Source organism: Ottowia sp. VDI28, from assembly GCF_049532675.1.
Classification (GTDB): Bacteria; Pseudomonadota; Gammaproteobacteria; order Burkholderiales; family Burkholderiaceae_C; genus Ottowia.
On record NZ_CP149820.1, the window covers coordinates 2,658,732 to 2,683,585 of the forward strand.

21 protein-coding genes and 2 pseudogenes are annotated in these 24,854 nt (G+C 62.2%); 10 read left to right on the top strand and 13 right to left on the bottom strand.

Annotation, left to right across the window (positions count from 1 at the left end; genetic code table 11):
- Nucleotides 1-18: 18 nt before the first annotated feature.
- From WJU18_RS12755 to WJU18_RS12780, 6 genes are all read right to left on the bottom strand, one after another.
- Complete coding sequence (locus WJU18_RS12755) at nt 19-981, bottom strand: Bug family tripartite tricarboxylate transporter substrate binding protein (protein ID WP_423460420.1); 963 nt, start codon at nt 979-981, stop codon at nt 19-21.
- Nucleotides 982-1,044: 63 nt separating this feature from the next.
- On the bottom strand, nt 1,045-2,532 hold the full coding sequence (locus tag WJU18_RS12760) for a sulfatase-like hydrolase/transferase (protein WP_423460421.1): 1,488 nt from the start codon (nt 2,530-2,532) through the stop codon (nt 1,045-1,047).
- A 46-nt stretch (nt 2,533-2,578) separates the two neighbouring features.
- Nucleotides 2,579-2,995, bottom strand: a complete 417-nt coding sequence (locus WJU18_RS12765; protein ID WP_423460422.1) for an aconitase X swivel domain-containing protein — start codon at nt 2,993-2,995, stop codon at nt 2,579-2,581.
- Nucleotides 2,992-4,263 carry an aconitase X gene (locus WJU18_RS12770; RefSeq protein WP_423460423.1) on the bottom strand — a complete coding sequence of 424 codons (1,272 nt, stop codon included), beginning with the start codon at nt 4,261-4,263 and terminating at the stop codon, nt 2,992-2,994. The genes WJU18_RS12765 and WJU18_RS12770 overlap by 4 nt, the downstream gene beginning before the upstream one ends.
- Before the next feature lie 3 nt (nt 4,264-4,266).
- Nucleotides 4,267-4,725, bottom strand: a complete 459-nt coding sequence (locus WJU18_RS12775) for a MarR family winged helix-turn-helix transcriptional regulator (RefSeq protein ID WP_423460424.1) — start codon at nt 4,723-4,725, stop codon at nt 4,267-4,269.
- Entirely contained in the window at nt 4,725-5,684 is a 960-nt protein-coding gene (locus tag WJU18_RS12780; RefSeq protein WP_423460425.1) for a carbon-nitrogen hydrolase family protein, read from the bottom strand. Before WJU18_RS12780 ends, WJU18_RS12775 begins: the two co-directional genes overlap by 1 nt.
- A gap of 339 nt (nt 5,685-6,023) precedes the next feature.
- Between WJU18_RS12780 and WJU18_RS12785 the strand changes: the two are divergent.
- Nucleotides 6,024-6,397: pseudogene (locus WJU18_RS12785) on the top strand (FAD-binding oxidoreductase); the annotation flags it as partial.
- Between the two features lie 75 nt (nt 6,398-6,472).
- Nucleotides 6,473-7,312, top strand: coding sequence for an FAD-binding oxidoreductase (locus WJU18_RS12790; protein WP_423460982.1), 840 nt, complete (start codon nt 6,473-6,475; stop codon nt 7,310-7,312).
- A 37-nt stretch (nt 7,313-7,349) separates the two neighbouring features.
- Here the strand turns inward: WJU18_RS12790 and WJU18_RS12795 are convergent, their stop codons facing one another.
- The 4 genes from WJU18_RS12795 to WJU18_RS12810 all read right to left on the bottom strand — a co-directional run bounded on the left by WJU18_RS12795 (nt 7,350) and on the right by WJU18_RS12810 (nt 11,994).
- A complete protein-coding gene (locus WJU18_RS12795) occupies nt 7,350-7,982 on the bottom strand; it encodes a DUF4124 domain-containing protein (protein ID WP_423460426.1) in 633 nt (210 codons plus the stop codon).
- A 92-nt stretch (nt 7,983-8,074) separates the two neighbouring features.
- Nucleotides 8,075-9,868: a hypothetical protein gene (locus WJU18_RS12800; RefSeq protein WP_423460427.1), complete on the bottom strand. Its 1,794-nt coding sequence runs from the start codon at nt 9,866-9,868 to the stop codon at nt 8,075-8,077.
- A gap of 151 nt (nt 9,869-10,019) precedes the next feature.
- Nucleotides 10,020-10,985 carry a Bug family tripartite tricarboxylate transporter substrate binding protein gene (locus WJU18_RS12805; protein WP_423460428.1) on the bottom strand — a complete coding sequence of 322 codons (966 nt, stop codon included), beginning with the start codon at nt 10,983-10,985 and terminating at the stop codon, nt 10,020-10,022.
- A 43-nt stretch (nt 10,986-11,028) separates the two neighbouring features.
- Nucleotides 11,029-11,994, bottom strand: coding sequence for a Bug family tripartite tricarboxylate transporter substrate binding protein (locus WJU18_RS12810; RefSeq protein ID WP_423460429.1), 966 nt, complete (start codon nt 11,992-11,994; stop codon nt 11,029-11,031).
- A gap of 405 nt (nt 11,995-12,399) precedes the next feature.
- On the opposite strand from WJU18_RS12810, the gene WJU18_RS12815 reads away from it, so the two are divergent.
- Entirely contained in the window at nt 12,400-13,002 is a 603-nt protein-coding gene (locus tag WJU18_RS12815) for an isochorismatase family protein (protein WP_423460430.1), read from the top strand.
- A 138-nt stretch (nt 13,003-13,140) separates the two neighbouring features.
- The gene (locus tag WJU18_RS12820) at nt 13,141-15,039 is read left to right on the top strand and encodes a propionate--CoA ligase (RefSeq protein WP_423460431.1); all 1,899 of its coding nucleotides are present in this window, start codon (nt 13,141-13,143) and stop codon (nt 15,037-15,039) included.
- Between the two features lie 93 nt (nt 15,040-15,132).
- On the opposite strand, the gene mdtI is transcribed toward WJU18_RS12820, so the two are convergent.
- Together mdtI and WJU18_RS12830 are read right to left on the bottom strand one after the other, a co-directional pair.
- Nucleotides 15,133-15,462, bottom strand: coding sequence for a multidrug/spermidine efflux SMR transporter subunit MdtI (gene mdtI / locus WJU18_RS12825; protein ID WP_423460432.1), 330 nt, complete (start codon nt 15,460-15,462; stop codon nt 15,133-15,135).
- A gap of 14 nt (nt 15,463-15,476) precedes the next feature.
- Nucleotides 15,477-15,818 carry a DMT family transporter gene (locus tag WJU18_RS12830; protein WP_423460433.1) on the bottom strand — a complete coding sequence of 114 codons (342 nt, stop codon included), beginning with the start codon at nt 15,816-15,818 and terminating at the stop codon, nt 15,477-15,479.
- A 253-nt stretch (nt 15,819-16,071) separates the two neighbouring features.
- Here WJU18_RS12830 and WJU18_RS12835 point away from each other — a divergent pair, with 253 nt between their 5' ends.
- The 5 genes and pseudogenes from WJU18_RS12835 to WJU18_RS12855 all read left to right on the top strand — a co-directional run bounded on the left by WJU18_RS12835 (nt 16,072) and on the right by WJU18_RS12855 (nt 23,383).
- Nucleotides 16,072-18,942, top strand: coding sequence for a 2-oxoglutarate dehydrogenase E1 component (locus WJU18_RS12835; protein WP_423460434.1), 2,871 nt, complete (start codon nt 16,072-16,074; stop codon nt 18,940-18,942).
- Between the two features lie 95 nt (nt 18,943-19,037).
- A pseudogene (gene odhB / locus WJU18_RS12840) lies at nt 19,038-20,299 on the top strand (2-oxoglutarate dehydrogenase complex dihydrolipoyllysine-residue succinyltransferase).
- Nucleotides 20,300-20,377: 78 nt separating this feature from the next.
- Nucleotides 20,378-21,805, top strand: coding sequence for a dihydrolipoyl dehydrogenase (gene lpdA / locus WJU18_RS12845; RefSeq protein WP_423460435.1), 1,428 nt, complete (start codon nt 20,378-20,380; stop codon nt 21,803-21,805).
- Nucleotides 21,806-21,872: 67 nt separating this feature from the next.
- Nucleotides 21,873-22,973 (top strand): cell division protein ZapE, encoded by a 1,101-nt coding sequence (gene zapE / locus WJU18_RS12850; RefSeq protein WP_423460436.1) that lies wholly within the window; start codon nt 21,873-21,875, stop codon nt 22,971-22,973.
- A complete protein-coding gene (locus WJU18_RS12855) occupies nt 22,970-23,383 on the top strand; it encodes a hypothetical protein (RefSeq protein WP_423460437.1) in 414 nt (137 codons plus the stop codon). Before zapE ends, WJU18_RS12855 begins: the two co-directional genes overlap by 4 nt.
- 45 nt (nt 23,384-23,428) lie before the next feature.
- Here the strand turns inward: WJU18_RS12855 and WJU18_RS12860 are convergent, their stop codons facing one another.
- Nucleotides 23,429-24,205 carry a PP2C family protein-serine/threonine phosphatase gene (locus WJU18_RS12860; protein ID WP_423460438.1) on the bottom strand — a complete coding sequence of 259 codons (777 nt, stop codon included), beginning with the start codon at nt 24,203-24,205 and terminating at the stop codon, nt 23,429-23,431.
- A gap of 334 nt (nt 24,206-24,539) precedes the next feature.
- Between WJU18_RS12860 and WJU18_RS12865 the strand changes: the two genes are divergently transcribed.
- Nucleotides 24,540-24,743, top strand: coding sequence for a YdcH family protein (locus WJU18_RS12865; RefSeq protein ID WP_423460439.1), 204 nt, complete (start codon nt 24,540-24,542; stop codon nt 24,741-24,743).
- The last annotated feature ends 111 nt before the right edge of the window (nt 24,744-24,854 follow it).

A 24,854-nucleotide genomic window follows, 5' to 3' on the forward strand; every position in this document is an offset into this window, starting at 1 on the left:
GGAGTTGCGTATGTCGGGTCAGCCCGCCCTGATGTTGAGCCGGCGGATGAGGTCTCCCGACAGGTCGTATTCGGCCTTGGTCAGTTGCCGGACCTTGTCCGCATCGCCTGTCAGGCGGTCGCAGCCCAGCTCGATGAGCTGATCGAGCGTCTTGGGCAAGGCCAGCGCCTTGTCGCTTGCGATGGCGAGTTGCTTGCAGATGGCGTCAGGGGTGCCGGCCGGGGCCATGAGCGCGCACCAGGCGCCGATGTTGACGCCAGGCACCACCTCCGGAACGGTTGGAACCTGCGGAAGGGCCGCCAGCCGGGTGGTGCCGCAGACCGCCAGCGGCTTCAGCTTGCCGGATTTGATCAGGCCGGCGGCGGGCGTGTAGGCCACGATGCCCATCGGGATCTGGCCTGATGCCAAGTCCTGAATCATTGCCGCGCCGCCCTTGTATGGAACATGGGTCAGGTTGCCCTTGCTGCGTTCGCGCAGCAACTCTCCGATCAAGTGCATGGGCGTTCCAGCGCCGGGTGTGCCGTAGTTCAGACCCTGCCGATGGCTGGCTTCCAGCACGCCCGCGAGCGTGCTCGTGGGTGCCGAGGGGCCAGCGACCACCACGAGGCCGATGTTGCAGAGCATGGCGATGGGAACGAAGGTGTCCAGCTGGATCCCGCTTTGTGGAATCAAGTGCGGATTGGTTCCGAGCATGGAACTGGTGGCGGTCAAGAGGGTGTAGCCGTCCGGTTTGGCTCTGGCTACCGTGTTGGCCGCAATGTTTCCGGCCGCGCCCTGGATGTTGTCCACGACGATGGGCTGCCCAAGAATCTGCCCCAGGCTCGGGGCCATGAGACGCGTGAGCACATCGGTGGTGCTGCCCGGCCCGAAGCCCCCATAGATGCGTATGGGCTGGCTTGGATAGCCGCTTGCGCGGGTGGCAAGTGAAAGAGGCCCGGCCGCTGCGGCGGTCAATGTCTGGATGAATGTTCTGCGTTGCATCTCTTGCTCCTTTGACGTGGGAAACCTTTTGGGTGCTGGTGGGGTGCTTGCGGGTGGCTGAACTCAAACCATCCGGTATTTCTCGTGCATGGGCGTGGGGCCGGGATTGCCTTTGGAAAGGGCTTTTTCTCGTCCTCCGAAGCGCGCCACCAGGTTGTTCTGGTCACGTTTGGCTCGGGCGTCCACGGCGGCGGGGTCCAGCATGAGGCGCAGTTGCGCTTCCATCTCGTGAAGCACCTGCGAATAGGCCGGGTCTGATGCCAGGTCGTGGAGTTCTTCAGCGTCTTCTTCCAGATGAAAGAGCTCAGAAGGATGGCCCACGTAGTGGTGTAGCTTGAAGCCTTCGCGCGTCAGCATGTAGGCGGCTGTCTCGCTGCCTACGGCGTGGTATTCACTGAACCCGATGCGGCGGGGGTCGTCGGCCTGGGTGGCCAGCGCGAGCAGAGAGCAACCCGGCAAGTCATGCTCCTCGGGCAAAGGCGGAACACCGCATGCGTCCAGCGCCGTGGGGTAGATATCGACGAGGTTGACGTTGGTGGTGCAGACGCGGGATTCCGGAACGCCTGGTCCGGAAACGATCATGGGGATCGAGGTTGACTCGCGGTACAGCGTGGACTTGTTCCAGAGCCCGCGCGCGCCCAGGTTGTCTCCATGGTCCGAGGTGTAGATGATGGTGGTGGTCTCGCGCAGGCCTTGGGCGTCCAGGGCGGCCAGGATGCGGCCTATCTGCGCGTCCATGAAGGACACCAGTCCGAAGTAGCAGGCGCGGGCCAACTGGCGCTGGCCGTCCCCATCCAGCATGGCATCGTGATCCCAATGTTCCTTGAGCCGTTCCACCCAGGGATGGCGAGGTGTGCCGGCAGGAAGTGACTTGTGCGGAGGGAGCTTGTCCGTAGGGTAGAGATCCAGCCATTCCTGGGGAACGACCAGCGGCATATGCGGCGCCACGAGGCCGACGAACAGCGCCCACGGCGCGGCGCTGGCGCTTTCGCTTTCCTGTCCTCGCTGCTGGAGCCAGTCGCACGCCAGATGGGTGACTCGGGTGTCGTAGCGGTTGTAGCTCGATTCACCAGCGCCCAGTTCGTCAAAGATGGGGGAGCGCCCCCGGGTCTTCGGCAACGGATCGCGGACCGAGCCCCAGACCAGGCCGACGCCGTCCAGGATGTGCACGGGCTCGTGCTGTGCCATGAAGCCTGTCGGGTCCTCCTGGCGCCGGTAGTGGAGCTTGCCGATCGATTCGACGCGCACGCCCGCATCAGCCAACCGATGATGCCAACTGGTCCAGCGGCCTTCATAGGCGATCGCGTTGTCCCAGTATCCATTGGTATGGGGCCAATGCCCTGTGGCCAGCGAGGCACGGGCGGGCACGCAGATGGGGCTGGGCGTGTAGGCGTTGGTGAAGCGCGTGCCTTGTGCCGCGAGCGCATCCAGGTTCGGTGTGCGCATCCAGGTGGCTCCCGAGCAACCCATGTATCTCGGGTCATGCTCGTCTGAAAGCAGAAACAGAAGGTTGCGCGGCTTGGGTGGTTTTTGTTGTGTTGACAACATCATGGTCAAGAGATGGGATGTGGTGCAGGGACTGGATTGGAAGAGGGGGCTAGAAAATCTCGATCAACCCCAGGCTGGGGTTCAATCGGATCCAGTCACCGGTCTGGATATGCTCGGCCGGGTCTTCTTCCAGGCGGTCCATGAGCGGTATGCCGGAAAGCACGGCGCCTTGGGCAACGACCGGGTTGGCGCGCCGGCAGATGAGCCCCAAGGGTGCGAGACCGCGGGTGCGCAAGTCGAGCAGGGCCCAGGAGGTGGCAATGCCTCCTTTGGGCGTCGAGAAAACGTAGATCTTTCCAGCGGGCGAGCGGCCGAAATGATCATGGTCAGGGCGAGAAAACACACCGCGCACGCGGTCGAGGTCATAGCGGGCGTTGAAGCCTTGCCGGGAAACGATGGCTTCGCCTTCGACGGCGAGCCCATAGCCGGGAGGGCCTTGAAGCTGGCGTTTGGCCACGCGGGTCATGGTGTGCCTCCCGCCGCATGTACACCGGCATGTACACCGGCATGCACGGCGGCTTCTACGCACTGCTCCACACTGCCCAGTGCAACCTCATACCCTGCGCCTCGCAGGATATTCAGCAGCTTGGTGGAGGGAGTCAGTACAGTGCGCGCGTTCAAGGCGAGCCGCACCACGGCCGGAGCCATCACATAGAAGCAGGTGCCGCACAGGATCTCCACGCCTGCGGCTTCCAGTGTCTGCAGCATGCCGGTGCGGGCCAGTTCCCCTTCTACCTGGGCATTGATGGTCACGATAACGCGCGTGCCTTGCCTGACCTGGCGCGTACCCATGAGCCGCATGATCAGCGCCACTTCATGGATCGACAGCTGCGGGGCGCTGAAGACCACCAGGTCAGGCTGCTCGCGGGCAGGAAGCGTTGGAAATGCGTGCGCCAGATCGTCGCGCGAAATGCGCTCGAGGCGTTCGGGCACCTTCCCGCCGCAAGCCTCCAGCAGGGTAGGGGCTTCGGGCGTGCAGCCGACCACGTGGAACATGGCAATCGAGCCAAAGCTCGCGGCAGCCGCCGCGAAGTGCTTGAGCTCATCAATGCCCGGATTGGCATCGGGAACCACCACGGCGGGTACGGTCCAGTAGTCGGCGATTTCCTTGCCGACCCAGGCTCCCAGGGCAGACCAGTCGGCCGTGCCGCGCATGAGGCCGCCCACTTCGAAGACCCGGGTGGCTCGCCGGTTTTCAGCCAGATGAAACCCGTAGGCCGGCACCATGCCCGTGAGGGCTGCCGCGATGGATGCCGGGCCGGCTTCGTAGTTGGAGCGCGCGCCGGCCACGCCATTGGCAAAGGCCACGGCGCCTGTGTCTCCCCAGGCCAGGTGCTGCCGGAACCGCGGCGGCGACACGGTCTGGTAGTTGATGCAGGTGGAGGTGTCGATGCACCCCATCTGGCGCAAGGCCTTGTGCAGCCGATGCTCCAGCGCCACCTGGGATGATGGAACGCCGTAGCCCTCAGAGCGCTGGAAGTCCACACTGCAGGCCGCGGTGATGGTCGGGATCTGAAAACGCGCGCCGGCTTCGGCCAGTTGCTCCACCAGCTCAACCCCCACTTCTCCCATGGTGCCGACTTCGGCACCCGCCTGGGCGGAATCCACCGCCACGAAGCGAGTGGCGCCAAAGAACTCAGCCACCTGGATCTGCTGATTCATGGCCCAACGCCAGGGCTCTCCCAGATCGCCTTGCAGCATGGCCTGCTGCTTTTCATCGAGAACCAGGGCCATGCGCTATTCCAGTCTTTCTGCCGCCTGTTGCAGACGGTCAAGCAGGGTTTTCAGGGTCTGATATTCCTGCGCAGTGAATTCGGCCTGCAACTGCTTCTGGCGCTGTTTGGAAATCCGGGACCCCCTGAGATGAACCTCCCGGCCTTGGTCAGTCAGGTTCAAGGTGAATTTGCGCTTGTCCATCGGGTCCGGCGTGGAGATCACCAGGCCCTCTTCCTGAAGCTTGACCAGGGACCGGCTGATCCAGCCTTTGTCGATTTCCAGGATCTGTACCAGCGAGCTGAATGAAATGTCGGGGCGGCTGCCGATCACTGAAATGAGCCGCCATTGGGGCACCGAAATGCCGACTTCCTTGGGAATGGCATTAGCGGCCGAACGGTTCAGCGTGCTCGTCAGCTGGATGATGCGAAACGAGAGGTTCTGGGTAACGTCTACTCCGTGGTGGGATGGCGTGCGCGGCATCACGGCGCTCCTTCGGGCGAAGCGGGCTGGCTCAATGAGGCGGGCCCCTGCAGGCGCACGACATCGGCGCGGGAAGAGTGGCCCGAGAGGTCGAAGGCCTTGCGCGCGTGCGCAGCGGCTTCGGGGTCGATCCGGGCATACAGCAGCCCTTCCTGAGTGGGTGGCAGCGGCGTGCACAGAGGATCGCCGTTGGGAGCGAAGATCTGCGCGTGGCCGCCTCCTGCCCGCAGGCGGGCGGCCTTGGCTGGCGTGTCGCACAGGCTGTCGGCGACTTCAGCCGGCAGCGGCGCGCAGGGCGCCAGGACGTAGCAGCACCCTTCAGTGGCATAGGTCCGGCTGATGGCCAGGAAAGTGTCTGGGCTCAGCATGTGAGAGGTGGCGGCCAGCGGATAGCTCGGCCAGGCTGCCACATGAAGCATTTCCTGCTGCACGTGCAGGGCGTGCTTGAGAAGCGGATGGCGGTGCTCCGCGCAGGCCAGGGCGCCCACGCGGCCAAGGCTCGTGTCTGCCACAGGCAAATCCTGATGGCCGCCCTCTGAAAACACCTTAAGTTCCAACGGCCCCGGCTTGAGTTTGCGGCGGCGCAGCAGCGTTTGGCCTGTTTCATCGGCCAGCCACTGAGAGATATACAGGCGATCGCCTGCGCGCTCAGCGGCTCCCATGAGAACCTGAATGCCATGCCGGGCGGCCGTGCCGGCGATGGCCTGGATTTCGGGGCCTTCGAAATCCATGGCTTGCTCGCGGTAACGCTGGCTGAAGCCCCGCTGGTCAGCCCAACCGATATCGTCCAGCCAGATCCACCAGGGGTACCCTGGCAGCCAGAGTTCTGGGAAAGCGATGAATTTCGCACCGGCTTCCGCGGCTTGGGCGATCAGGGACTGCGCCTTCTCGACGGACCGTGCCAGATCCAGATAGACGGGGGCTGCTTGAACCACGCAGGCCAGGAAGGGGGAGTGCATTGAGTCCGGTTAGTTTGTTGTGTTGACAACAAATAATAGAGATCTTTGATGCAATGAAACTTCGGGAAAACCCTGCATGACGGGAAGGGCGCCTGAATAGAACTCCGCTCCACAGAGGGTGGGCCGCAAGTTATAGATGCCGTCTATGAACAATATAAGCTGCGATGGTTGTGCAGGCGGGGCGGCCTCCCTAGCATGCCGAGGCTTGGGCCGCCCTTGCCGAGCCCTTGAACGAGGATCCGAACAATGAAGAGTCTTGAGACAGAACTGGGTGAACGCTTCGCCGCTAACGCGGTGTTCCTGGGTAGCGATATTCCAGAAAGGTATTTCAGTGACTGGATGACCACCGCGCCCGCTGGAACGGCTCGCGCTCTGGTGCGGCCATCATCTACCGAAGAAGTCAGCGCCTTGCTGAAAATCTGCCATGCGCACGGAGTTCCCGTGGTGCCTCAGGGGGGCGCACCGGTCTCGCAGGGGGCGCCCAACCTGTACAGGGGTGTGTGCTGATTTCGCTGGAGAAGATGGATCGCATCGAGGCGGTGGATGCCGCGTCGTCCACGATCAGCGTCGAATCCGGCGTTACCATGGGGCGGGTGCAAAGGATGGCCAAGGAACATGGCTTGTTCTATCCCCTGGATCTGGGTGGCCGCGACTCCTGCACAGTGGGGGGAAATTTATCGACGAATGCCGGAGGAAACCGGGTGCTGAGATACGGCATGGCCCGGGATCTTGTGCTGGGGCTGGAGGCGGTGCTGGCCGACGGCACGGTCTTGAGCCACATGAACCTGATGCTCAAGGACAACACGGGATATGACCTGAAGCAGTTGTTCGTGGGCAGTGAGGGTACCCTGGGGGTGATCACCAAGGTCGTGCTCAAGTTGTTCCCGGAGCCGCGCACCACGAATACGGCCTTGTGTGCCCTGAAGGACTATGACGGGGTGCTCAAGCTTCTCGGCCACGTGCGCCGGAACCTGGGCGCCAATCTCTCGGCGTTCGAGATGATGTGGCCCGACTTCTATGAGCGCATGACGTCCGGACTGGCCCACCTGACGACGCCTTTGCCGCACGGCCATGGCGCTTATGTCCTGATCGAGTCGCAAGGCACCTCGCCCGATACCGACAAGGATCATTTCGAGCGTGTGCTGGGCGCCGCATTGGAAGAGGGCGTGGTCGACGACGTCGTGGTCGCGCAATCCGAAACCGATGCCTTGCGCTTCTGGGCGGTCCGGGACTCGTCGGGAGAATTCCGCGCCGTGTTCTGGCCCCATGTGGGGTTCGACGTCAGCATACCGACCGGCGAAATAGGCAGATTCGTCGAATCGCTCAAGGAGACGCTGAAGGCGAAGTGGTCAGGCACCCAGACAGTGTTCTTCGGTCACGCGGGCGATTCCAATGTGCACATCGGTGTGAAGGTGACGGAGGGTGAACAGCCCGAAGAGGAGATCGAGCAGGTGGTCTACAAGGCTGTTTCCGAGTGGCGCGGTTCCGTTTCCGCGGAGCATGGCATCGGCACTCTCAAGCGCGCATTTCTGCATTACTCGCGGACACCGGCGGAAATCGCCACAATGAGGTTGCTCAAGTCTGCTCTTGATCCCAAAGGCATCCTGAACCCGGGAAAGGTGCTTTAGGCGCGGGCTTGGCCAACGTGTTTGTGCTCAGGCGGCGTCAGCGGCACTCAAGCGCGTTGCCCGTGCGGGTACAGGCCTGTCCGTCGGTCCGGAAAAGTGTCCGGCCGGTACCGTTGTAGCGGTTTCCCAGGGTATCCCAGCAGCCGCTCGTATCGCAAGTGGTGATCAAGCCGGGCCGGCGGCGTGCGGCGCGCTCGATGGCTTTCGAACGGCGGTTTTCGGCGTCGATTTCAGAGGCGGTCTTGCCAGGCCAGGGATTGAACCCGCATTCACGTATGGCCTCGGCCCGATCGTTGTCGATCTTGGCCGGCGTGGCGGTGCTGCTCTGCGTGTTCGCGTTGCGGATGGCCAGGCGGCACGCTGGCGAATCCCGGCGGGCATCGGCTTGCGCCGCGTTGGCTGCCTGCGCCGCATCCATCTGCTGCCCTTGCGCCTCCTGTTGACGCCCCTGAAGGTAGCGCTCGTTATGCTCCCGTTCCATGCGGGTATCGAGGCTGTTCTCCTGGAGCTTGATGGCACCGCCGCTTGATTGAGGGGCGCAAGGGGCGTCGCTGTACACAAGCTTGCCATCAGGCCCCGTGCACCTGTGAACCTGGGCGCCGGCCGTGCTGGCGCCTAGCATCAGGAGGGCGGCTGCTGCAGCCATGTTGGCAAGTCGGATCAAGCCCATAGCGGCCTCGTCATTCTGAGAAATTCATGCATTGCAATAAGCAAAACAGCACCCGAGGGTGCCGTGCTGCTGGGGTTTGTTCTGGACTCGCGTTACTTCTTGCCGAGCGCGTTCTGGCGAGTTTGCTCTGCGTTCTTGAACGCGGTGGTCACTGTATCAAGCAACTCGGTTCGGGGAGTGAGCTTGTCGACCTGGAGGTTGCCGCCTTTGCCTCCCCAGTTGTCCGTGTACACCTGAGCTGCAGTACGGTCGCCCAGGGCAATCGAGTAGAGGCCGAAGCCTTCCTCGTCCCAATATTTGTTCGGGAATGCGTTGGATGTGCGGATGCCTTCCTGCCGGTCATTCCGATTACCGTCCCCGGGCTGCTTCCACCACTCATCGCTCCATTCGAAATAGAACATGCCCGTCACGGAAGGATGCTCGAATGCCTTGGGGATCAGCTTGCCGACCGCAGCCGCGGTCAATTTGACGGTGGCATCATCGGAGTAGATCGAAAGCCAATCATTCGGGTTGCGATGGCCGGTGGCGGGCAAGCCGTACTCGGTCATCAGGATAGGGCGGGCAGCATCTGACTGCTTCGCTTTCAACCAAGGGTCCAGCGCCGTGGCAAGCTGCTCTGCCTGGAATACGTTAACGCCGTAGAAATCGACCGATTGAGCATATTGCTTACGGTATTCCACGGTGGATGCGGCGAAATCGGCATCATCATTGAAAGCCCAGCCGATCAGTTTGCCGGGCGCCATGGCCTTCGCACGGTCGGCGTATTTCTTCACTTGGCTCCAATAGTGAACGGGATAGGTCTGGAGCTGCTGCCAATAGAGCGCGAGATCCTCGGAGCCTTCGCACTTGCGCTCTTCCTTGGTCGTCGGCGCCGGGGGCACCGGATCCGCGTAGTGGCACCTGCCGCCGACCTCGTTGAAGATGGTGAAACCGATCACCGCGGGGTGATCTTTCATCTGCGCGATCGTCGCGGTGAAGTTGTTGTCCCAGAACTCGTTGCTCTTGGCATTGCCGGGCGCATCGAAGGCGGACTTGACGTAGATCGTGTCCGGCATGGGGATGCCGACGATCACGTAAATGGGGTTCACGCCATTGTTCCAGGCGGCATCCAGAAATTTCTTGTGCTGGCGAACCAGAAGCGACCCTTGTGCACTGACCTCCGCAGGCGTGGGGATCGAGCCATCGTTCTTGATGAAGTTGGAGATGAGCGAGTAGGTTCGTATGGAATTGAACCCGTGGCTCCGGATGTTCTCCATGTCACGTTTCCAGACAAGCTCGAAATCGAGGAAGCCTCCGGGGGTATCCCAGAAGACATCGCCGAAGCTGGGGCCGTCCTTGTTCGAGAAGCCGATAGGCGCAGGAGAGTAGGCTACACCTTTGGCCAGGAAGTCCTTGGCTGGAGCTCCTTCCACTGCCACCGTCAGTTTGGCGATGCCATTGTCATCCATGGAGGCCTGCCACTGGGTGGTAGAGGGGGCCGCTGCGGTAGGCAAGGGGCTGGACGAGCCGTTCGCGCCGCTCCAGGTGATGGCTTCGTCATCGGTGGCCAGCGCGTAGCCGCCATTGCGCAGGTAGTCGACCGATATCGACTTGGCGGTCAAGGGAACGTCCTTGATGGTGACCACGGGCATCGCAGTGACCTCGACCGGTCCGTACACCAGGGAGCCGCTGGCATCTTCGAACTTGACCTGCATGCTGTCCACACCGTCCGGCAGAACGCTGGAGGTATCCTTCTGCGGGGAACTGCTGGTGGCTCCCGCACGGGTGGAAATCGTGACGTCACCTTTGTCCGCAGGGGTGTCCGAGCCGCCACAGCTTGCCAGCACGAAGGCACCGGCAATCGCCGCGGCAAGCAGTGAGCGCGGGATTAATGGCTTGTATACCATGAGACTGTCTCCTCCAAATGCCAGGCCGGCACGTGCCTTTGCCCCGCATGGCCATGCGGGGAGTCTGGCGAATCATGTAACTTAATATAACAGTCTCTGGTGCCGCTGCCAACCTTTGTACTAAGGACGGAACTCTGCGTCGCCCGCGCTCCTAGTCCACCTTCGCGCCCGATCTCTTGACCACCGGTTCGTAGCGTGCGCGCTCACGCGCCATGAAAGCGCCGAACTCCTCCGGGGTGCTCGGCGCCGGTTCGGCCATGAGCAGCGCGAAGCGCTGCTGCGTCTCCGGGCTTTTCAGTGCGGCAGTGAAGGCGGCATTGAGCTTGTCAATGGCGTCCTTGGGTGTTCCGGCCGGAGCTACTAGGCCCCACCAGGTATCCACCTCGAAGCCCTTGACGGTTTCGCCGATGGTGGGAACTCCGGGCAGCAGCGCCGAGCGCTTGGCGGTGGTCACGGCCAGGGGCTTGAGCTTGCCGGCCTTGATGTTGCTGGCGGCCGTGGCCAGATTATCGATATTGAAATCCACTTGGCCCGAAAGCAGGGCGAGTTGCGCGGGATTGCCGCCGTTGTAGGGGATATGCACGGCGAAGATGCCGGCGCCCTGCTTGAACATTTCACCCGCCAGATGGCCGGCAGAACCGTTGCCGCCGGAGCCATAGTTGAGCTTGCCAGGGTTCTTCTTGGCGTATGCGATGAGATCCGCCAGCGTGTTGATCTTCAGGCGGGCTGCTGTGTCGGTGTTGATCACCAGCACATTGGGTACCCGCACCATCTGAGTGATGGGAGCGAAATCCTTGGCGGCATCGAAAGGCATCTTGCTGAACAGCCAGGGATTGATGGCGTGCGTAGCCACCGCCGCGATGCCGATCGTGGTGCCGTCAGGTGCCGCCTTGGCGATCAGATCGCTGCCGATGTTGCCGCCTCCGCCGGGCTTGTTTTCGATGATGACCGTGCCGAGCGACTCTTTGACGCGCTCGGCGAGGGCGCGCGCCGTGATATCGAGCGGGCCGCCAGGTGCGTACGGCACGATCAGCCGGATGGGCTTGCTGGTTTGAGCGGCCACCGAGGTGCAAGCGGCAAGTGCGAGGCTGGCGAGAAAGAGAGAGCGTCTTTGCATGGATTTTGAGAGGGAGGAAGTTTCCGGTACGTTCTTTTGGGGGCTATTCCGCCTTGAATCCTGATGCCTTGATAGGCTGCTCCCAGCGCTTCAGGTGAGCGACCTGCATGGAGGCCAGTTCGGCGGAGGAGGCGTGGTAGGGGACCAGTCCAAAGCTGTTGATCTTGTCTTGCACGGTCTGGTCCTTGAGGGCTTCGGCAACGGCGCGGTCGATCTTCGCGACGACGTCGGCGGGCATGCCGGGCGGGCCATAGAGCCCGAAGTAAGCGTCGGCGGCCATGTTGATGCCTTGCTCCTTGAGGGTGGCGACCTCGGGCAGGGCCTTCGAGCGTTGCTCGCCGGTGACGGCCAGGATACGAACTTTACCTGACTTGTGATGCTCCAGCGTCTCGGAGGCGGTGTCCACCATCAATGGGATCTGGCCGCCGATCAGGTCTTGCGCAGCGGGAGCGCCGCCCTTGTAAGCCACATGCGTCAGGGGCACGCCCGAGGCTTGTCCCAGCAACTGGCCCGCAAAATGCGGTACGGTGCCGGCGCCCGACGTTCCGTAGTTTGCTTTGCCTGGGTTGGCTTTCATCCAGGCGAGTACGGATTTCAGGTCGCCCGCCGGCGCGCCAGGTCCTGCCGTGACCGCGAAATCGAAGGTGGTCACACCAGATATGGGTGTGAAATCCTTGAGGGGGTCATATCCGATGTTGCTGTAGAGCCAAGGGGCGATCACCATGGCGCCGCTCGGCGAGAGCACCAGCGTCTGGCCATCCGGCGCGGCACGTTTCAATTCACCCAGCACCAGGCGCCCGGCGGCTCCAGGCTTGTTGTCGACGATCACATTCTGGCCGAGCGACACACGCATTTTGTCGGCCAGCAACCGCCCCACGACATCGACCGAGCCGCCTGGCGGAAAGCCGATCAGGATCTTGATGGTTTTTCCCTGGGCGTGGGCGAGGGGGCTGGCGAACGCGCTGACCAGAGCGCAGGCCGCGAGGGCGGCCAGGGTGCGGCGTTTCATGATGTCTCCATTGATATGAGTTGTTAGCATAGTATCCACTAGGGTGTGTCATCAATTAAATCCCCCACGCGTTGCCAAGCTATGGGGCGCCAGGCTAGGCGTGGAGAGCGCCGTGTACTCGTGTACACAAGCGAGCCACAACAACGCCTGGCGCCCCCTGGCTTGGCAACCCTGCGGGCTGGCTCGCCCTGCGGCGTCTACTTTGTCGGCAGGCTTGACCGTAGATCACTACGGCCTGCGCCTGCCTTCGCGTATCCATCCCCAGGGCGAGCCAGCGCGTGGGGGTTTTAATTGATGACACACCCTAGACCGCCCCGTCCCTGGAGCGCTGAAAATTCAAAGATACGAGCCGCTCGCCGCATGATTGCGTGACGGTGTTTGTGCTTTGGCCTTGGAGAATTTGTGATGTTGCTTGATGCTGATGATTGCCAACTTGTCCTGATCGACTACCAGGCGCGCCTGATGCCTGCCATAGAAGGGCGCGAATTCGTGCTCGCGAACGCGCTGCGTCTGGCGCGCATGGCCAGATTGCTGCAGGTGCCTGTGTGGGGCACTGAGCAGAATCCATCCAAGCTGGGCGGCCTGGACGAATCGCTGGCACCGCTTTGCGACCGCATCGTGCCGAAGATGGCGTTCAGCGGCGCCGAAGAACTGCTGCCGCTGCTGCGCCCGGCCCCAAAGGTTCAACAGCGCGGCAACGCGCGCAGCCTGCCCAAGCATCTTCAAAAACCGGCCGTCGAGGCGCCTGAGCGCAACACGGTCGTGGTGGCGGGCTGCGAGGCACACGTCTGCCTCATGCAGACGGCACTGATGCTGCTGGAAGAGGAGTGCGATGTCTGGGTGGTCACCGATGCCTGCGGCTCCCGTACCGAACGCAACCGCGATGCCGCCTATGACCGGCTGGCGGGGGCTGGCTGCGAGCTGGTGACCACCGAGATGGTGTGTTTCGAGTGGATTGGCACGGCCGAGCACCCCGAGTTCAAGGCTATGCAGGCGCTGATCAAATAAAAGATGGATTTTCACGGGGGCGCAGGGCGCGCCCCGACACATGCACTGTACTTCGGTCAGTTTTGCGAAAGTCTTTCGACCACAATCGTGAGAACCCGCTAGTAGACTGGCTGCAAAAAAAGCCAAGGAGACGTTTTCATGACGAGCTATGCCGATTTCTACCGCCGTTCTATCGATCATCGTGATGAATTCTGGGCTGAGCAGGCCCAACTGATCGATTGGCAGACACCCCCGCAAACCATCTGTGACTACAGCAAGCCCCCGTTTGCCAAATGGTTTGTGGGAGGCACCACCAATTTGTGCCACAACGCGGTGGACCGGCATCTCAAGGACCGGGCGGACCAGCCCGCGCTGATCTTCGTTTCCACGGAAACCGATCAGGAGAGGGTCTACAGCTTCCGTGAACTGCACGCCGAGGTGCAGCGCATGGCCGCCACGCTGAAGAGCCTGGGCGTCGGAAAAGGCGATCGCGTATTGATCTACATGCCCATGATCGCGGAGGCAGCTTTCGCCATGCTGGCCTGTGCCCGCATCGGGGCGCTGCACTCCGTGGTGTTCGGCGGTTTCGCATCGGGCTCCCTGGCTACCCGCATCGAGGATGCGGAGCCGAAAGTGGTCGTCAGCGCCGACGCCGGTTCCCGAGGCGGCAAGGCAGTAGCCTACAAGCCGCTGCTGGACGAAGCCCTCAGGCTCTCGAAGCACAAACCGGCTGCCGTCCTTTTGGTCGACCGCGGCATGGTGCCCATGAGCCTGGAGTCCCAGCGCGACCACCTCTGGGCTGCCGAGCGCGAAAAGCACCTGAACGCCGAAGTGCCCTGCGAATGGCTGGAAGCCACCCATCCGAGCTACACCCTCTACACCAGCGGCACGACAGGAAAACCCAAAGGCGTTCAGCGGGACACGGGCGGCTACGCGGTGGCGCTGGCCGCTTCGATGAAGCACATTTTTTGCGGCAAGCCGGGCGAGACCTATTTTTCCACCAGCGATATCGGCTGGGTGGTGGGGCACAGCTATATCGTGTATGGCCCGCTGATCGCCGGCATGGCCACCATCATGTACGAGGGCTTGCCCATCCGTCCGGATGGCGGCATCTGGTGGCAACTGGTCGAGAAGTACAAGGTCACGGTCATGTTCAGTGCGCCGACAGCCGTGCGCGTGTTGAAGAAGCAGGATCCCGCTTACCTCACCAAATACGACCTCTCCAGCCTGCGTGCGCTGTTCCTGGCCGGAGAGCCGCTCGATGAGCCCACCGCGCAATGGATCAGCGAAGGCTTGAAGGGCAAGCCCATCATTGACAACTACTGGCAGACCGAAACCGGCTGGCCGATCCTGACGGTTTGCAACGGTATCGAGCACATGGCCACCAAGTTCGGTTCGCCGGGCAAGGCTGTCTACGGCTACAACGTGAAGCTGCTGGACGACCAGACCGGAGCCGAGTTGACCGAGCCCAACCAGAAAGGCGTGGTCGCCATCGAGGGACCGCTGCCTCCGGGGTGCATGCAAACCGTATGGCGTGATGACGAACGCTTCGTGAACACCTATTGGTCCAGCGTGCCGGGCAAGCTGGTCTACAGCACTTTCGATTGGGGTATCCGGGATCAGGACGGCTACTACTTCATCCTGGGCCGCACCGATGACGTGATCAACGTTGCCGGCCACCGCCTGGGCACGCGTGAAATCGAGGAGGTGATTTCCAGCCATCCCAATATCGCCGAGGTGGCGGTGGTGGGGGTTGCGGACAGCCTCAAAGGCCAGGTGGCCATGGCTTTCGCCGTGCTCAAGGATGCAAGCCAGATCGATGATCAGGCCGCCATGATGAAGCTCGAGGGCGAGGTTATGAAGACGGTGGATTCTTCGCTGGGAGCGGTGGCCCGGCCTGCGCGGGTACGCTTTGTTGCTGCCTTGCCCAAAACCCGCAGCGGCAAGGTGTTGCGCCGCGCGGTGCAGGCGGTGTGCGAAGGGCGCGATCCTGGCGATCTGACCACGATGGAAGACCCCGCCGCGCTGCAGCAGATCAAGAGTCTGGTTGCGGTTTGAGCTTGCGTTTGCGTGGAATGGCGCCGAGCGTGCTATTCCCCATCAAGGATGTCTGGAGGGCTGAGTTGTCCGGCCGCCCAGGAAGGCTCGGGCTCAAGACAACTTGAGTGCCAGCATTCCGAGAGTGATCGCCACGACCCCCGACCAGCTTAGGTGATTGAGCCGTTGCTTGAAAAGCCACGAACCGGCAATGGCTGTCAGCAAAATTCCCGTACCGCCCCATAGCGCATAGGCAATGGACAAGTCGATGCCCTTGACCGCTTGAGACAGAGCGGTGAATGAGGCCAGGATCGACACGATGCCCAGCGCGCCAGCCGTGCGTTTGGTAAAGCCGTTTGAATATTTGATGAAAATGTTGGCGGCCACTTCCAGCAGCACGGCAACGGCCATGAAGAAGTAGTGGCTGATCTGAGCGTCTTGCATGTGCCGGGCGCCAGTCAACGTGCTGCCTTGCTGGACCCCATGTTGATCAGGACCACGCCGAGAAAAAGGAGCGCCATGCCGATCAGTTTCCGGGAGTTCAAATACTCTCCAAAAAACTGAAGTCCTGCCATGGTGATGAGGATAAGGCCGCAGGTTTCCCACGTCGCATAAGCCAAAGCCATTGGCAGGTGCTTGACGGATAGGGAGAAAAAGTAGAACGACAGGCCGATCATGGCGTACATGAAGAGAAACGGCCCGACGGAGCTTGTGTCGGACGCGAACTTCATGGCGATCAAGCCAATCGATTCCACCGCGACGGCAGCAGCGAGATAAAGCCAAGGACGGGTTGGCAGCATATATTTTTTTGCGAACTTTTGTATTATTTTAATGGATGGCGCGCTTTGGCTGCTGGAGATGAACTTTTACGCGCGCAGACAGATCTCTCTTGCCGGCTGTCACGCAGCCGAGACGTATCGGTGGCACAATCTCGGCTGCGAAGTATTCCGGCCCTTCCCAGCCAGTCGCGTCCGCCAACCGGTTCAGCCGTGACGCGGAAGGTCACTTAAACCAACCCATGTTCCCTGCAGGGGAGCGAAAGGTCTGCGCAGCATGAACGAGGCGAAAACCGTCTACGCCACTTACGATGGCAACTCCTATCTCTTTGGCGGTAATGCGCCTTACGTCGAAGAGATGTATGAAAGCTATCTTGCCAATCCTGGCAGCGTCCCTGATAGCTGGCGTGATTATTTTGATGCACTGCAGCACGTGCCTGCCGCGGACGGCAGCAATGCCCGAGACGTGCCGCACCTGCCCGTGGTCAATGCATTTGCCGAGCGTGCCAAGCAAGGCGGCACCCGTGTGGTGGAAGCCAGCGGCGCCGATTCCGAACTCGGCCGCAAGCGCACGGCTGTTCAGCAACTGATCGCTGCCTATCGCAACGTCGGTGCCCGCTGGGCCGACCTCGATCCGCTCAAGCGAGCCGAGCGCCCGGCCATTCCCGAGCTGGAGCCGTCCTTCTATGGCTTCTCCGACGCCGACATGGAAACGGTGTTCAACACCAGCAACACCTTCTTCGGCAAGGAGGCCATGTCGCTGCGCGATCTTCTGAACGCGCTGCGCGAAACATACTGCGGCACCATCGGCGCCGAGTACATGTACATGACCGACCAGACGAAAAAGCGCTGGTGGCAGGAAAAGCTGGAGAGCAAGCGTACCAACCCGCAGCTCAACGCGGAACAGAAAAAGCACGTGCTCGAGCGCCTGACCGCGGCCGAAGGCCTGGAGCGCTTCCTGCATACCAAGTACGTCGGCCAGAAGCGCTTCTCCCTGGAAGGCGGCGAAAGCTTCATCGTGTCGATGGACGAACTGATCAACCGCGCCGGCCTCGCTGGCGTGCAGGAGATCGTGATCGGCATGGCCCACCGTGGGCGCCTCAACGTGTTGGTGAACACCCTGGGCAAGATGCCTTCCATGCTGTTCGCCGAGTTCGACCACACCGCACCCGAAGACCTGACCAGCGGCGACGTGAAGTACCACCAGGGCTTCAGCTCCGACGTATCGACGGCGGGCGGCCCGGTGCACCTGTCCCTGGCTTTCAACCCTTCGCACCTGGAAATCGTGAATCCGGTGGTGGAAGGCAGCGTGCGTGCGCGCCTCGACCGCCGTGGCGATGCCGAGGGCGATCAGGTGCTGCCCGTGCTGGTGCACGGCGATGCCGCCTTTGCCGGCCAGGGCGTGGTCATGGAAACCCTGGCGCTGGCCGAAACGCGTGGCTACTACACCGGCGGCACGGTGCACATCGTGATCAACAACCAGATCGGCTTCACCACCAGTGACCCGCGCGACAGCCGCTCCACGCTGTATTGCACGGACGTGGTCAAGATGATCGAAGCTCCCGTACTCCACGTGAACGGCGACGATCCCGAAGCCGTGGTGCTGGCTACGCAACTGGCGCTCGAATACCGCCAGGAGTTCAACAAGGACGTGGTGGTCGACATCGTCTGCTTCCGCAAGCTCGGCCACAACGAGCAAGATACGCCCATGCTGACCCAGCCGCTCATGTACAAGCGGATCACGCAGCACCCCGGCACCCGCAAGCTCTACGCAGACAAACTGGCCGCGCAAGGCCTGGGCGACACGCTAGGCGACGACATGGTCAAGGCCTATCGCGCCGACATGGATGCGGGCAAGCTGACCGTGGATCCGGTGCTGACCAACTTCAAGAACAAGTACGCCGTCGACTGGTCGCCGTACCTGCACACCAAGTGGACCGACGCCGCTGAAACGGCGATCCCGCTGGCCGAGTGGAAACGCCTGGCCGAGCGCATCACCACCGTGCCCGAAGGCTTCACGGTGCATACGCTGGTCAAGAAGGTGCTGGAAGACCGCGCCGCCATGGGCCGCGGCGAGGTCAACGTGGACTGGGGCATGGGCGAGCACATGGCCTACGCCTCGCTGGTGGCTTCCGGCTATCCGGTGCGCCTGTCGGGTGAGGACTGCGGACGCGGCACGTTCACGCACCGCCATGCCGTGTTGCACGACCAGAAGCGCGAGAAATGGGATGTGGGCACCTATGTTCCGCTGGAACACGTGGCCGACAACCAGGCGCCTTTCGTCGTCATCGACTCCATCCTGTCCGAAGAGGCCGTGCTGGGCTTCGAATACGGCTACGCTTCGAACGACCCGAACACGCTGGTGCTGTGGGAGGCCCAGTTTGGTGATTTCGTCAACGGCGCTCAGGTGCTGATCGACCAGTTCATCGCCTCTGGCGAAGTGAAGTGGGGCCGCGTGAACGGCCTCACGCTGCTGCTGCCGCACGGTTACGAAGGGCAGGGGCCGGAGCACTCTTCCGCCCGCCTGGAGCGCTTCATGCAGCTCTCGGCCGACACCAACATGCAGGTGGTGCAGCCCACCACGGCCAGCCAGATCTTTCACGTGTTGCGCCGGCAGATGATCCGCCCGCTGCGCAAGCCGCTGATCATCATGACGCCCAAGAGCCTGCTGCGCAACAAGGACGCCACTTCGCCCGTCTCGGAGTTCACTAAGGGTGGCTTCCAGACCGTGATCAGCGACAAGGGCGATCTGAAGGCCGACAAGGTCAAGCGCATCGTGGCCTGCTCGGGCAAGGTGTACTACGACCTGGCGAAAAAGCGCGAGGAAAAAGGCGTCGACGACGTGGCCATCATCCGCGTGGAGCAGCTCTATCCGTTCCCCCACAAGGTTTTCAGCGCCGAGGTCAAGAAGTACCCCAACGCCACTGAAATCATCTGGTGCCAGGACGAACCCCAGAACCAGGGCGCCTGGTTCTTCGTGCAGCACTACATCCACGAGAACATGGCCGCGGGCCAGAAGCTCGGCTATGCGGGCCGTTCCGCTTCGGCTTCACCAGCTGCCGGCTACGCCCACCTGCACCAGGAGCAGCAGAAGGCGCTGGTGGATGCCGCTTTTGGCCGCATGAAGGGTTTTGTCCTGAGTAAATAAATCAAGGGCCAAGGGTGGACGCGAGGGGCGCAAAATATTGCCCCGCGCCAGGCCCTGACGCTGAACCGATTGAACAGAAAGTATTGGAAAGAATAATGGCTATCGTTGAAGTCAAGGTGCCGCAGCTGTCTGAGTCCGTGGCTGAGGCCACCATGCTGCAGTGGAAGAAAAAGCAGGCGAGGCAGTTGCCGCTGATGAGATCCTGATCGAAATCGAGACCGACAAGGTGGTGCTCGAGGTGCCTGCCCCTGCCGCGGGCGTGCTGACCGAAATCCTGCAAGGCGATGGCGCTACCGTGGTGGCAGACCAGCTGATTGCGCGCATTGACACCGAAGCCGTGGCAGGCGCCGCCGCCCCGGCTCCCGCTGCTGCTCCGGCAGCCGCCGCGCCCGCTCCGGCCGCCAGTGCAGCAGCCCCTGCGGGTGGCAGCAAGGCTGGCATCGCCATGCCCGCCGCGGCCAAGCTCATGGCGGACAACCAACTGGCCGCTGGTTCCGTGCCGGGTACCGGCAAGGATGGCCGCGTGACCAAGGGTGACGTGCTCGGCGCCGTGGCTTCCGGCGCGGCAGCCGCTCAGGCGCCAGCTCAGATTCCCACTGGCGTGCCGACCAAGTCGCTGCCGCAAGTGGCGCCGCCTCCTGCACCCAACCTGGGCGATCGTCCCGAGCAGCGCGTGCCCATGACGCGCCTGCGCGCCCGTGTGGCCGAGCGTTTGCTCCAGTCGCAGTCCACCAACGCCATTCTGACCACCTTCAACGAGGTCAACATGGCGCCAGTGATGGAAATGCGCAAGCGCTTCCAGGACAAGTTCGAGAAGGAGCATGGCGTCAAGATCGGCTTCATGAGCTTCTTTGTCAAGGCGGCCGTGCATGCCCTGAAGAAGTACCCGATCCTCAATGCCAGCGTCGACGGCAACGACATCGTCTACCACGGCTACTTCGACGTCGGTATTGCCGTGGGTAGCCCGCGTGGCCTGGTAGTGCCGATCCTGCGCAACGCTGACCAGATGAGCTTTGCCGACATCGAGAAGAAGATTGCCGAATTCGGCGCCAAGGCGCGCGACGGCAAGCTGGGCCTGGATGATCTGACCGGCGGCACGTTCTCCATCAGCAATGGCGGCGTTTTCGGCTCCATGATGTCCACCCCCATCATCAACCCGCCGCAATCGGCCATTCTGGGCGTGCACGCCACCAAGGACCGGGCTGTGGTTGAAAACGGGCAAATCGTTGTCCGCCCGATGAACTATCTGGCCATGAGCTATGACCACCGCATCATCGACGGCCGCGAAGCCGTGCTGGGTCTGGTGGCGATGAAGGAAGCGCTGGAAGATCCGGCGCGCCTGCTGTTCGACATCTGATCGCTGACATCCGATATGAGTCCGCGCGTCTTGAGAATGAAGGCGCGCGGGCCTGCCTGACAGGAAAACCCTAACACCATGTCCAAGAATTTTGACGTCATCGTCATCGGCGCCGGCCCTGGCGGCTATATCGCGGCTATCCGTGCCGCCCAACTGGGCTTCAATGTCGCCTGTATCGACGAGTGGAAGAACGCCGCTGGCGGCCCAGCGCCCGGTGGCACGTGCACCAACGTGGGCTGCATTCCTTCCAAGGCGCTGCTCCAGAGCTCCGAGCACTATGAGCACGCATCCAAGCATTTCGCCGAGCACGGTATCGCGGTGAGCGGCCTGAAAATGGATGCGGCCAAGATGATCGGCCGCAAGGATGCCGTGGTGAAGCAGAACAACGACGGCATTCTGTACCTGTTCAAGAAGAACAAGGTCACTTTCTTCCACGGCCGCGGTTCGTTCGTGAAAGCCGCCGAAGGGGGCTACGAAATTGCTGTCGCCGGCGCGCAGACCGAAACGCTCACGGCCAAGCAGGTGGTGATCGCCACCGGCTCCAATGCCCGAGCGTTGCCGGGTGTTCCGTTCGACGAGGAGAACGTGCTCTCCAACGATGGCGCGCTGCGTATCGGCGGTGTACCCAAGAAACTGGGCCTGATCGGCTCTGGCGTGATCGGCCTGGAGATGGGCAGCGTGTGGCGCCGCCTGGGCGCTGAGGTGACCGTGCTGGAAGCGCTGCCCGCCTTCCTGGGCGCGGTGGACGAGCAGATCGCCAAGGAGGCCAAGAAGGCTTTTGACAAGCAAGGCCTGAAAATCGAGCTGGGTGTGAAGGTCGGCGAGATCAAATCCACCAAGAAGGGCGTGAGCGTGGCCTATGCCAACGCCAAGGGTGAAGCACAGACCCTCGAAGTCGACAAGCTGATCGTTTCGATCGGCCGTGTGCCCAATACCACGGGCCTGAATGCCGAGTCCGTGGGCTTAAAGCTCGACGACCGTGGCGCCATTGTGGTCGATGAGGAATGCCGTACCAGCCTGCCAGGCGTCTGGGCCGTGGGCGATGTGGTGCGTGGTCCCATGCTGGCCCACAAGGCCGAGGAAGAGGGCGTGGCGGTGGCCGAGCGCATGGCCGGCCAGCACGGCCACGTGGATTTCAACCTGATTCCCTGGGTCATCTACACCAGCCCCGAAATCGCCTGGGTGGGCAAGACCGAGCAGCAGCTCAAGGCCGACGGCGTGAAATACAAGGCGGGCACCTTCCCCTTCCTGGCGAACGGCCGCGCGCGCGCGCTGGGCGACACGACCGGCATGGTGAAAATGCTGGCCGATGCCGCTACGGATGAGATCCTGGGCGTGCATATCGTCGGCCCCATGGCGAGCGAGCTGATCGCCGAAGCCTGCGTGGCCATGGCCTTCCGCGCCAGCAGCGAGGACATCGCGCGCATCTGCCATGCGCACCCCTCGCTCAGCGAATCCACGAAAGAAGCCGCGCTCGCCGTCGACAAGCGCACCCTCAACTTCTAAACGGAATCGCTGCGGGGCACGAGTGTGCCCCGCAGCGATTTTCTTTGCATGAATGGGTAGCTAGCGGATGAATGCTGTGCGGCAGGCCTACGAGGCCGAACTGAAAAGCCGGGGCTTCCAGAGTGATCCAGCGCAGTTGCGCGCCGTCGATGCGCTGCAACGCTGTGCGGACGAATGGGCAACCTACAAGGACAAGCGCTCCAACAAGCTCAAGAAGCTGTTCAATCATCCTGAGATCCCGCGGGGGGTCTACATGTATGGCGGGGTGGGGCGCGGCAAGAGCTTCCTGATGGATTGCTTCTTCAACGCCGTGCCGATCAAGCGCAAGACGCGTCTGCACTTTCACGAGTTCATGCGTGAAGTGCACCGTGAGCTGGCGGCCATACAAGGCACGGTGAACCCGCTCGACGAACTTGGCAGGCGCATGGCCGCACGGTTCAAGCTGATCTGCTTCGACGAATTCCACGTGGCGGACATTACCGACGCCATGATCCTGCACCGATTGCTGCAGGCGTTGTTCGACAACGGTGTGGGCTTCGTGACCACGAGCAACTTCAAGCCCGACGATCTCTATCCGGGTGGGTTGCACCGCGACCGGATTCTGCCCGCCATCGACCTGCTGAACGCCCGCATGGAGGTGTTGAACGTCGACAACGGAACGGATTATCGCCGGCGCACGCTGGAGCAGGTGAAGCTCTATCACACACCGCTTGGCGCGGAAGCCGATGCGGCCATGAGCGAAGCTTTTACGCGCCTGGCCGCTTCCGCCGACGAAGATCCTGTGCTGCACATCGAAGCCCGGGAGATCAAGGCACGCCGGCGAGCCGATGGCGTGGTCTGGTTTGACTTCAAGACGCTGTGCGGTGGCCCGCGCTCGCAGAACGATTACCTGGAGATCTCGGCCCAGTTCCATACGGTTTTGCTCTCGGATGTTCCGCAGATGTTCGTGCGCAACGCCTCCGAGGCGCGGCGCTTCACGTGGCTGGTGGACGTGCTGTACGACCGGCGCGTCAAATTCATTCTTTCAGCCGCCGTGCCACCCGAAGAGCTCTACACTGAAGGCCCGCTGGCACACGAGTTTCCACGCACGATCAGCCGTCTGAACGAGATGCAATCGGCCGAATATCTGGCGTTGGAGCACAGAACCGTGGACACTCACCTCACATGAAACGTTTGCGCCTGCTCCCCAGTCTTCTGATGTTGGCTCTGCTGAGCGCATGCGCTGTCGGCCCATCGCTCGACGAACGCATTGCGGCCCAGCGAGCCGGTGATGTGGAGGCCGCGCGCGCTCTGGCAGCCGAAGCCCCTTCGGGTGATGATCTGCCCCAATGGCTTGAAGCCCAGAGAGCGCGCATCACGGCAGGGCGGGCCGCCGCCGCGCAGCGTTTTGCTGATCAGGAAAAACTGTGCTGGAAGCGCTTTACCGTGAACGCCTGCATACGGGAAGCCAGCGACCAGCGCCGTGCCACACTCGACCGCCTGCGCCAGGAAGAATTGACGCTGAACGACCTGGAGCGTAAGCGCCGTACTGCGGGCAGGCTGCAGGATCTGGATCAGAAACAGCGCGGAAAAGAGTGACGTTTCAAGGGGGCAAGGCCTGGGAGTGCAGGGTAGAACACGCTCCTAGCCTGTCCGTTTGCTCACCGCCAATGGCTCCACGCGGACAATGGCCAATGAGAGGTTGTCGCCACCGCCCATGGCCCGCGAGCGGGCTTTGGTGACGAGGAATTCGCTGGCTTTGCGGGGTGTGAGCGCATGAAGCACTTCTCCCATCTCATCGGGCGTGAAGTAGTGCCACAGGCCGTCGGAGCAGGCGAGCAGGGAGTCACCGCTTTGCAGCCGGCCGATATGATGAGACTCCAGCCTGGGCTCCTCCTCGGTACCCAGGCAGCTCATCAGAACGTTCGAGTTCGGGTGCGCCATCGCTTCTTCGGACGTCAGTTTGCCCTGGTTGATCAGCGCCTGGACATAGGAGTGATCGAAGGTGCGCCTCAGCAGCGTTTTGCCACGAAAATGATAGAGGCGCGAGTCACCTGAATGCAACCAATGGCATTCGCCTCCCGGATTGATAAGAAAAGCCGCCATGGTGCTGTGCGGCTCCTGCTCGGCGGCGATGGCCGTGAGTTTGATGACCAGATGGGATTCTTCGCCGATCTGCCGCAACAGGGCCGTGGCGTCATCAGTATCCGGGTCGTAGCGCTCGAAAAGCTGATGCGCGGTAAGCAGCACCTGGTCAGAAGCTTTGCGCCCGCCTGTGCGCCCGCCCATGCCGTCAGCCACGATACCCAGCATGCACCCTGTTACGCGTGGATGGGTGAACAGCGCCACCTGGTCTTGCTGTTGCGAGCGATCCCCCTTGTGCAGCCCGGTTGCCGCACGGAGCCTGTAGCCATCTTTCATCGCCGGGCCGCTCCCAAGATGAAAAGAGACCCCCTCGGGGGGCAGCGGACCTCGCGAAGCGGGGAAGCGTGGGGGCCATTTTTCATCGCCGGGCCGCTCCCAAGATGAAAAGAGACCCCCTCGGGGGGCAGCGGACCTCGCGAAGCGGGGAAGCGTGGGGGCTATTGCTCATCGCCGGGCCGCTCCCAAGATGAAAAAGCATTCCCTTGGGGGACGCCCCGAGGAGGGGTAGCGGACCACGCGAAGCAAGGGAGCATTTTTCATGGTTGCACCAAGTTGGCAAGCTCGTATTATTGAACGAAGTGGCCGATTTGGCCGCACCGTACTATTTCACGTGAATTCCAACCTCCATTCCCCCGAACGCCGGCTCATAGAACTGCGCATGGAGCATGCCGATCTCGACGCCTCGATCGATCGGCTGTCCGAGCAATCGCCCACCGATCAACTGATGATGCAACGCCTCAAGAAGCGCCGCCTGGCGCTTCGTGACGCTATTGCGCAACTGGAGCTGGCCCTCGAGCCCAAGGAGCCTGCATGAGTCTCCAACCGGCCGATCCGAAGGAGGTTCGTACCGCAGCCCGGGAGACCGAAGGCCATCAATTGAGCCAGCTTGCCGGCGCGTCTGGTGATGCCGCGAGCGCCCTGCAGA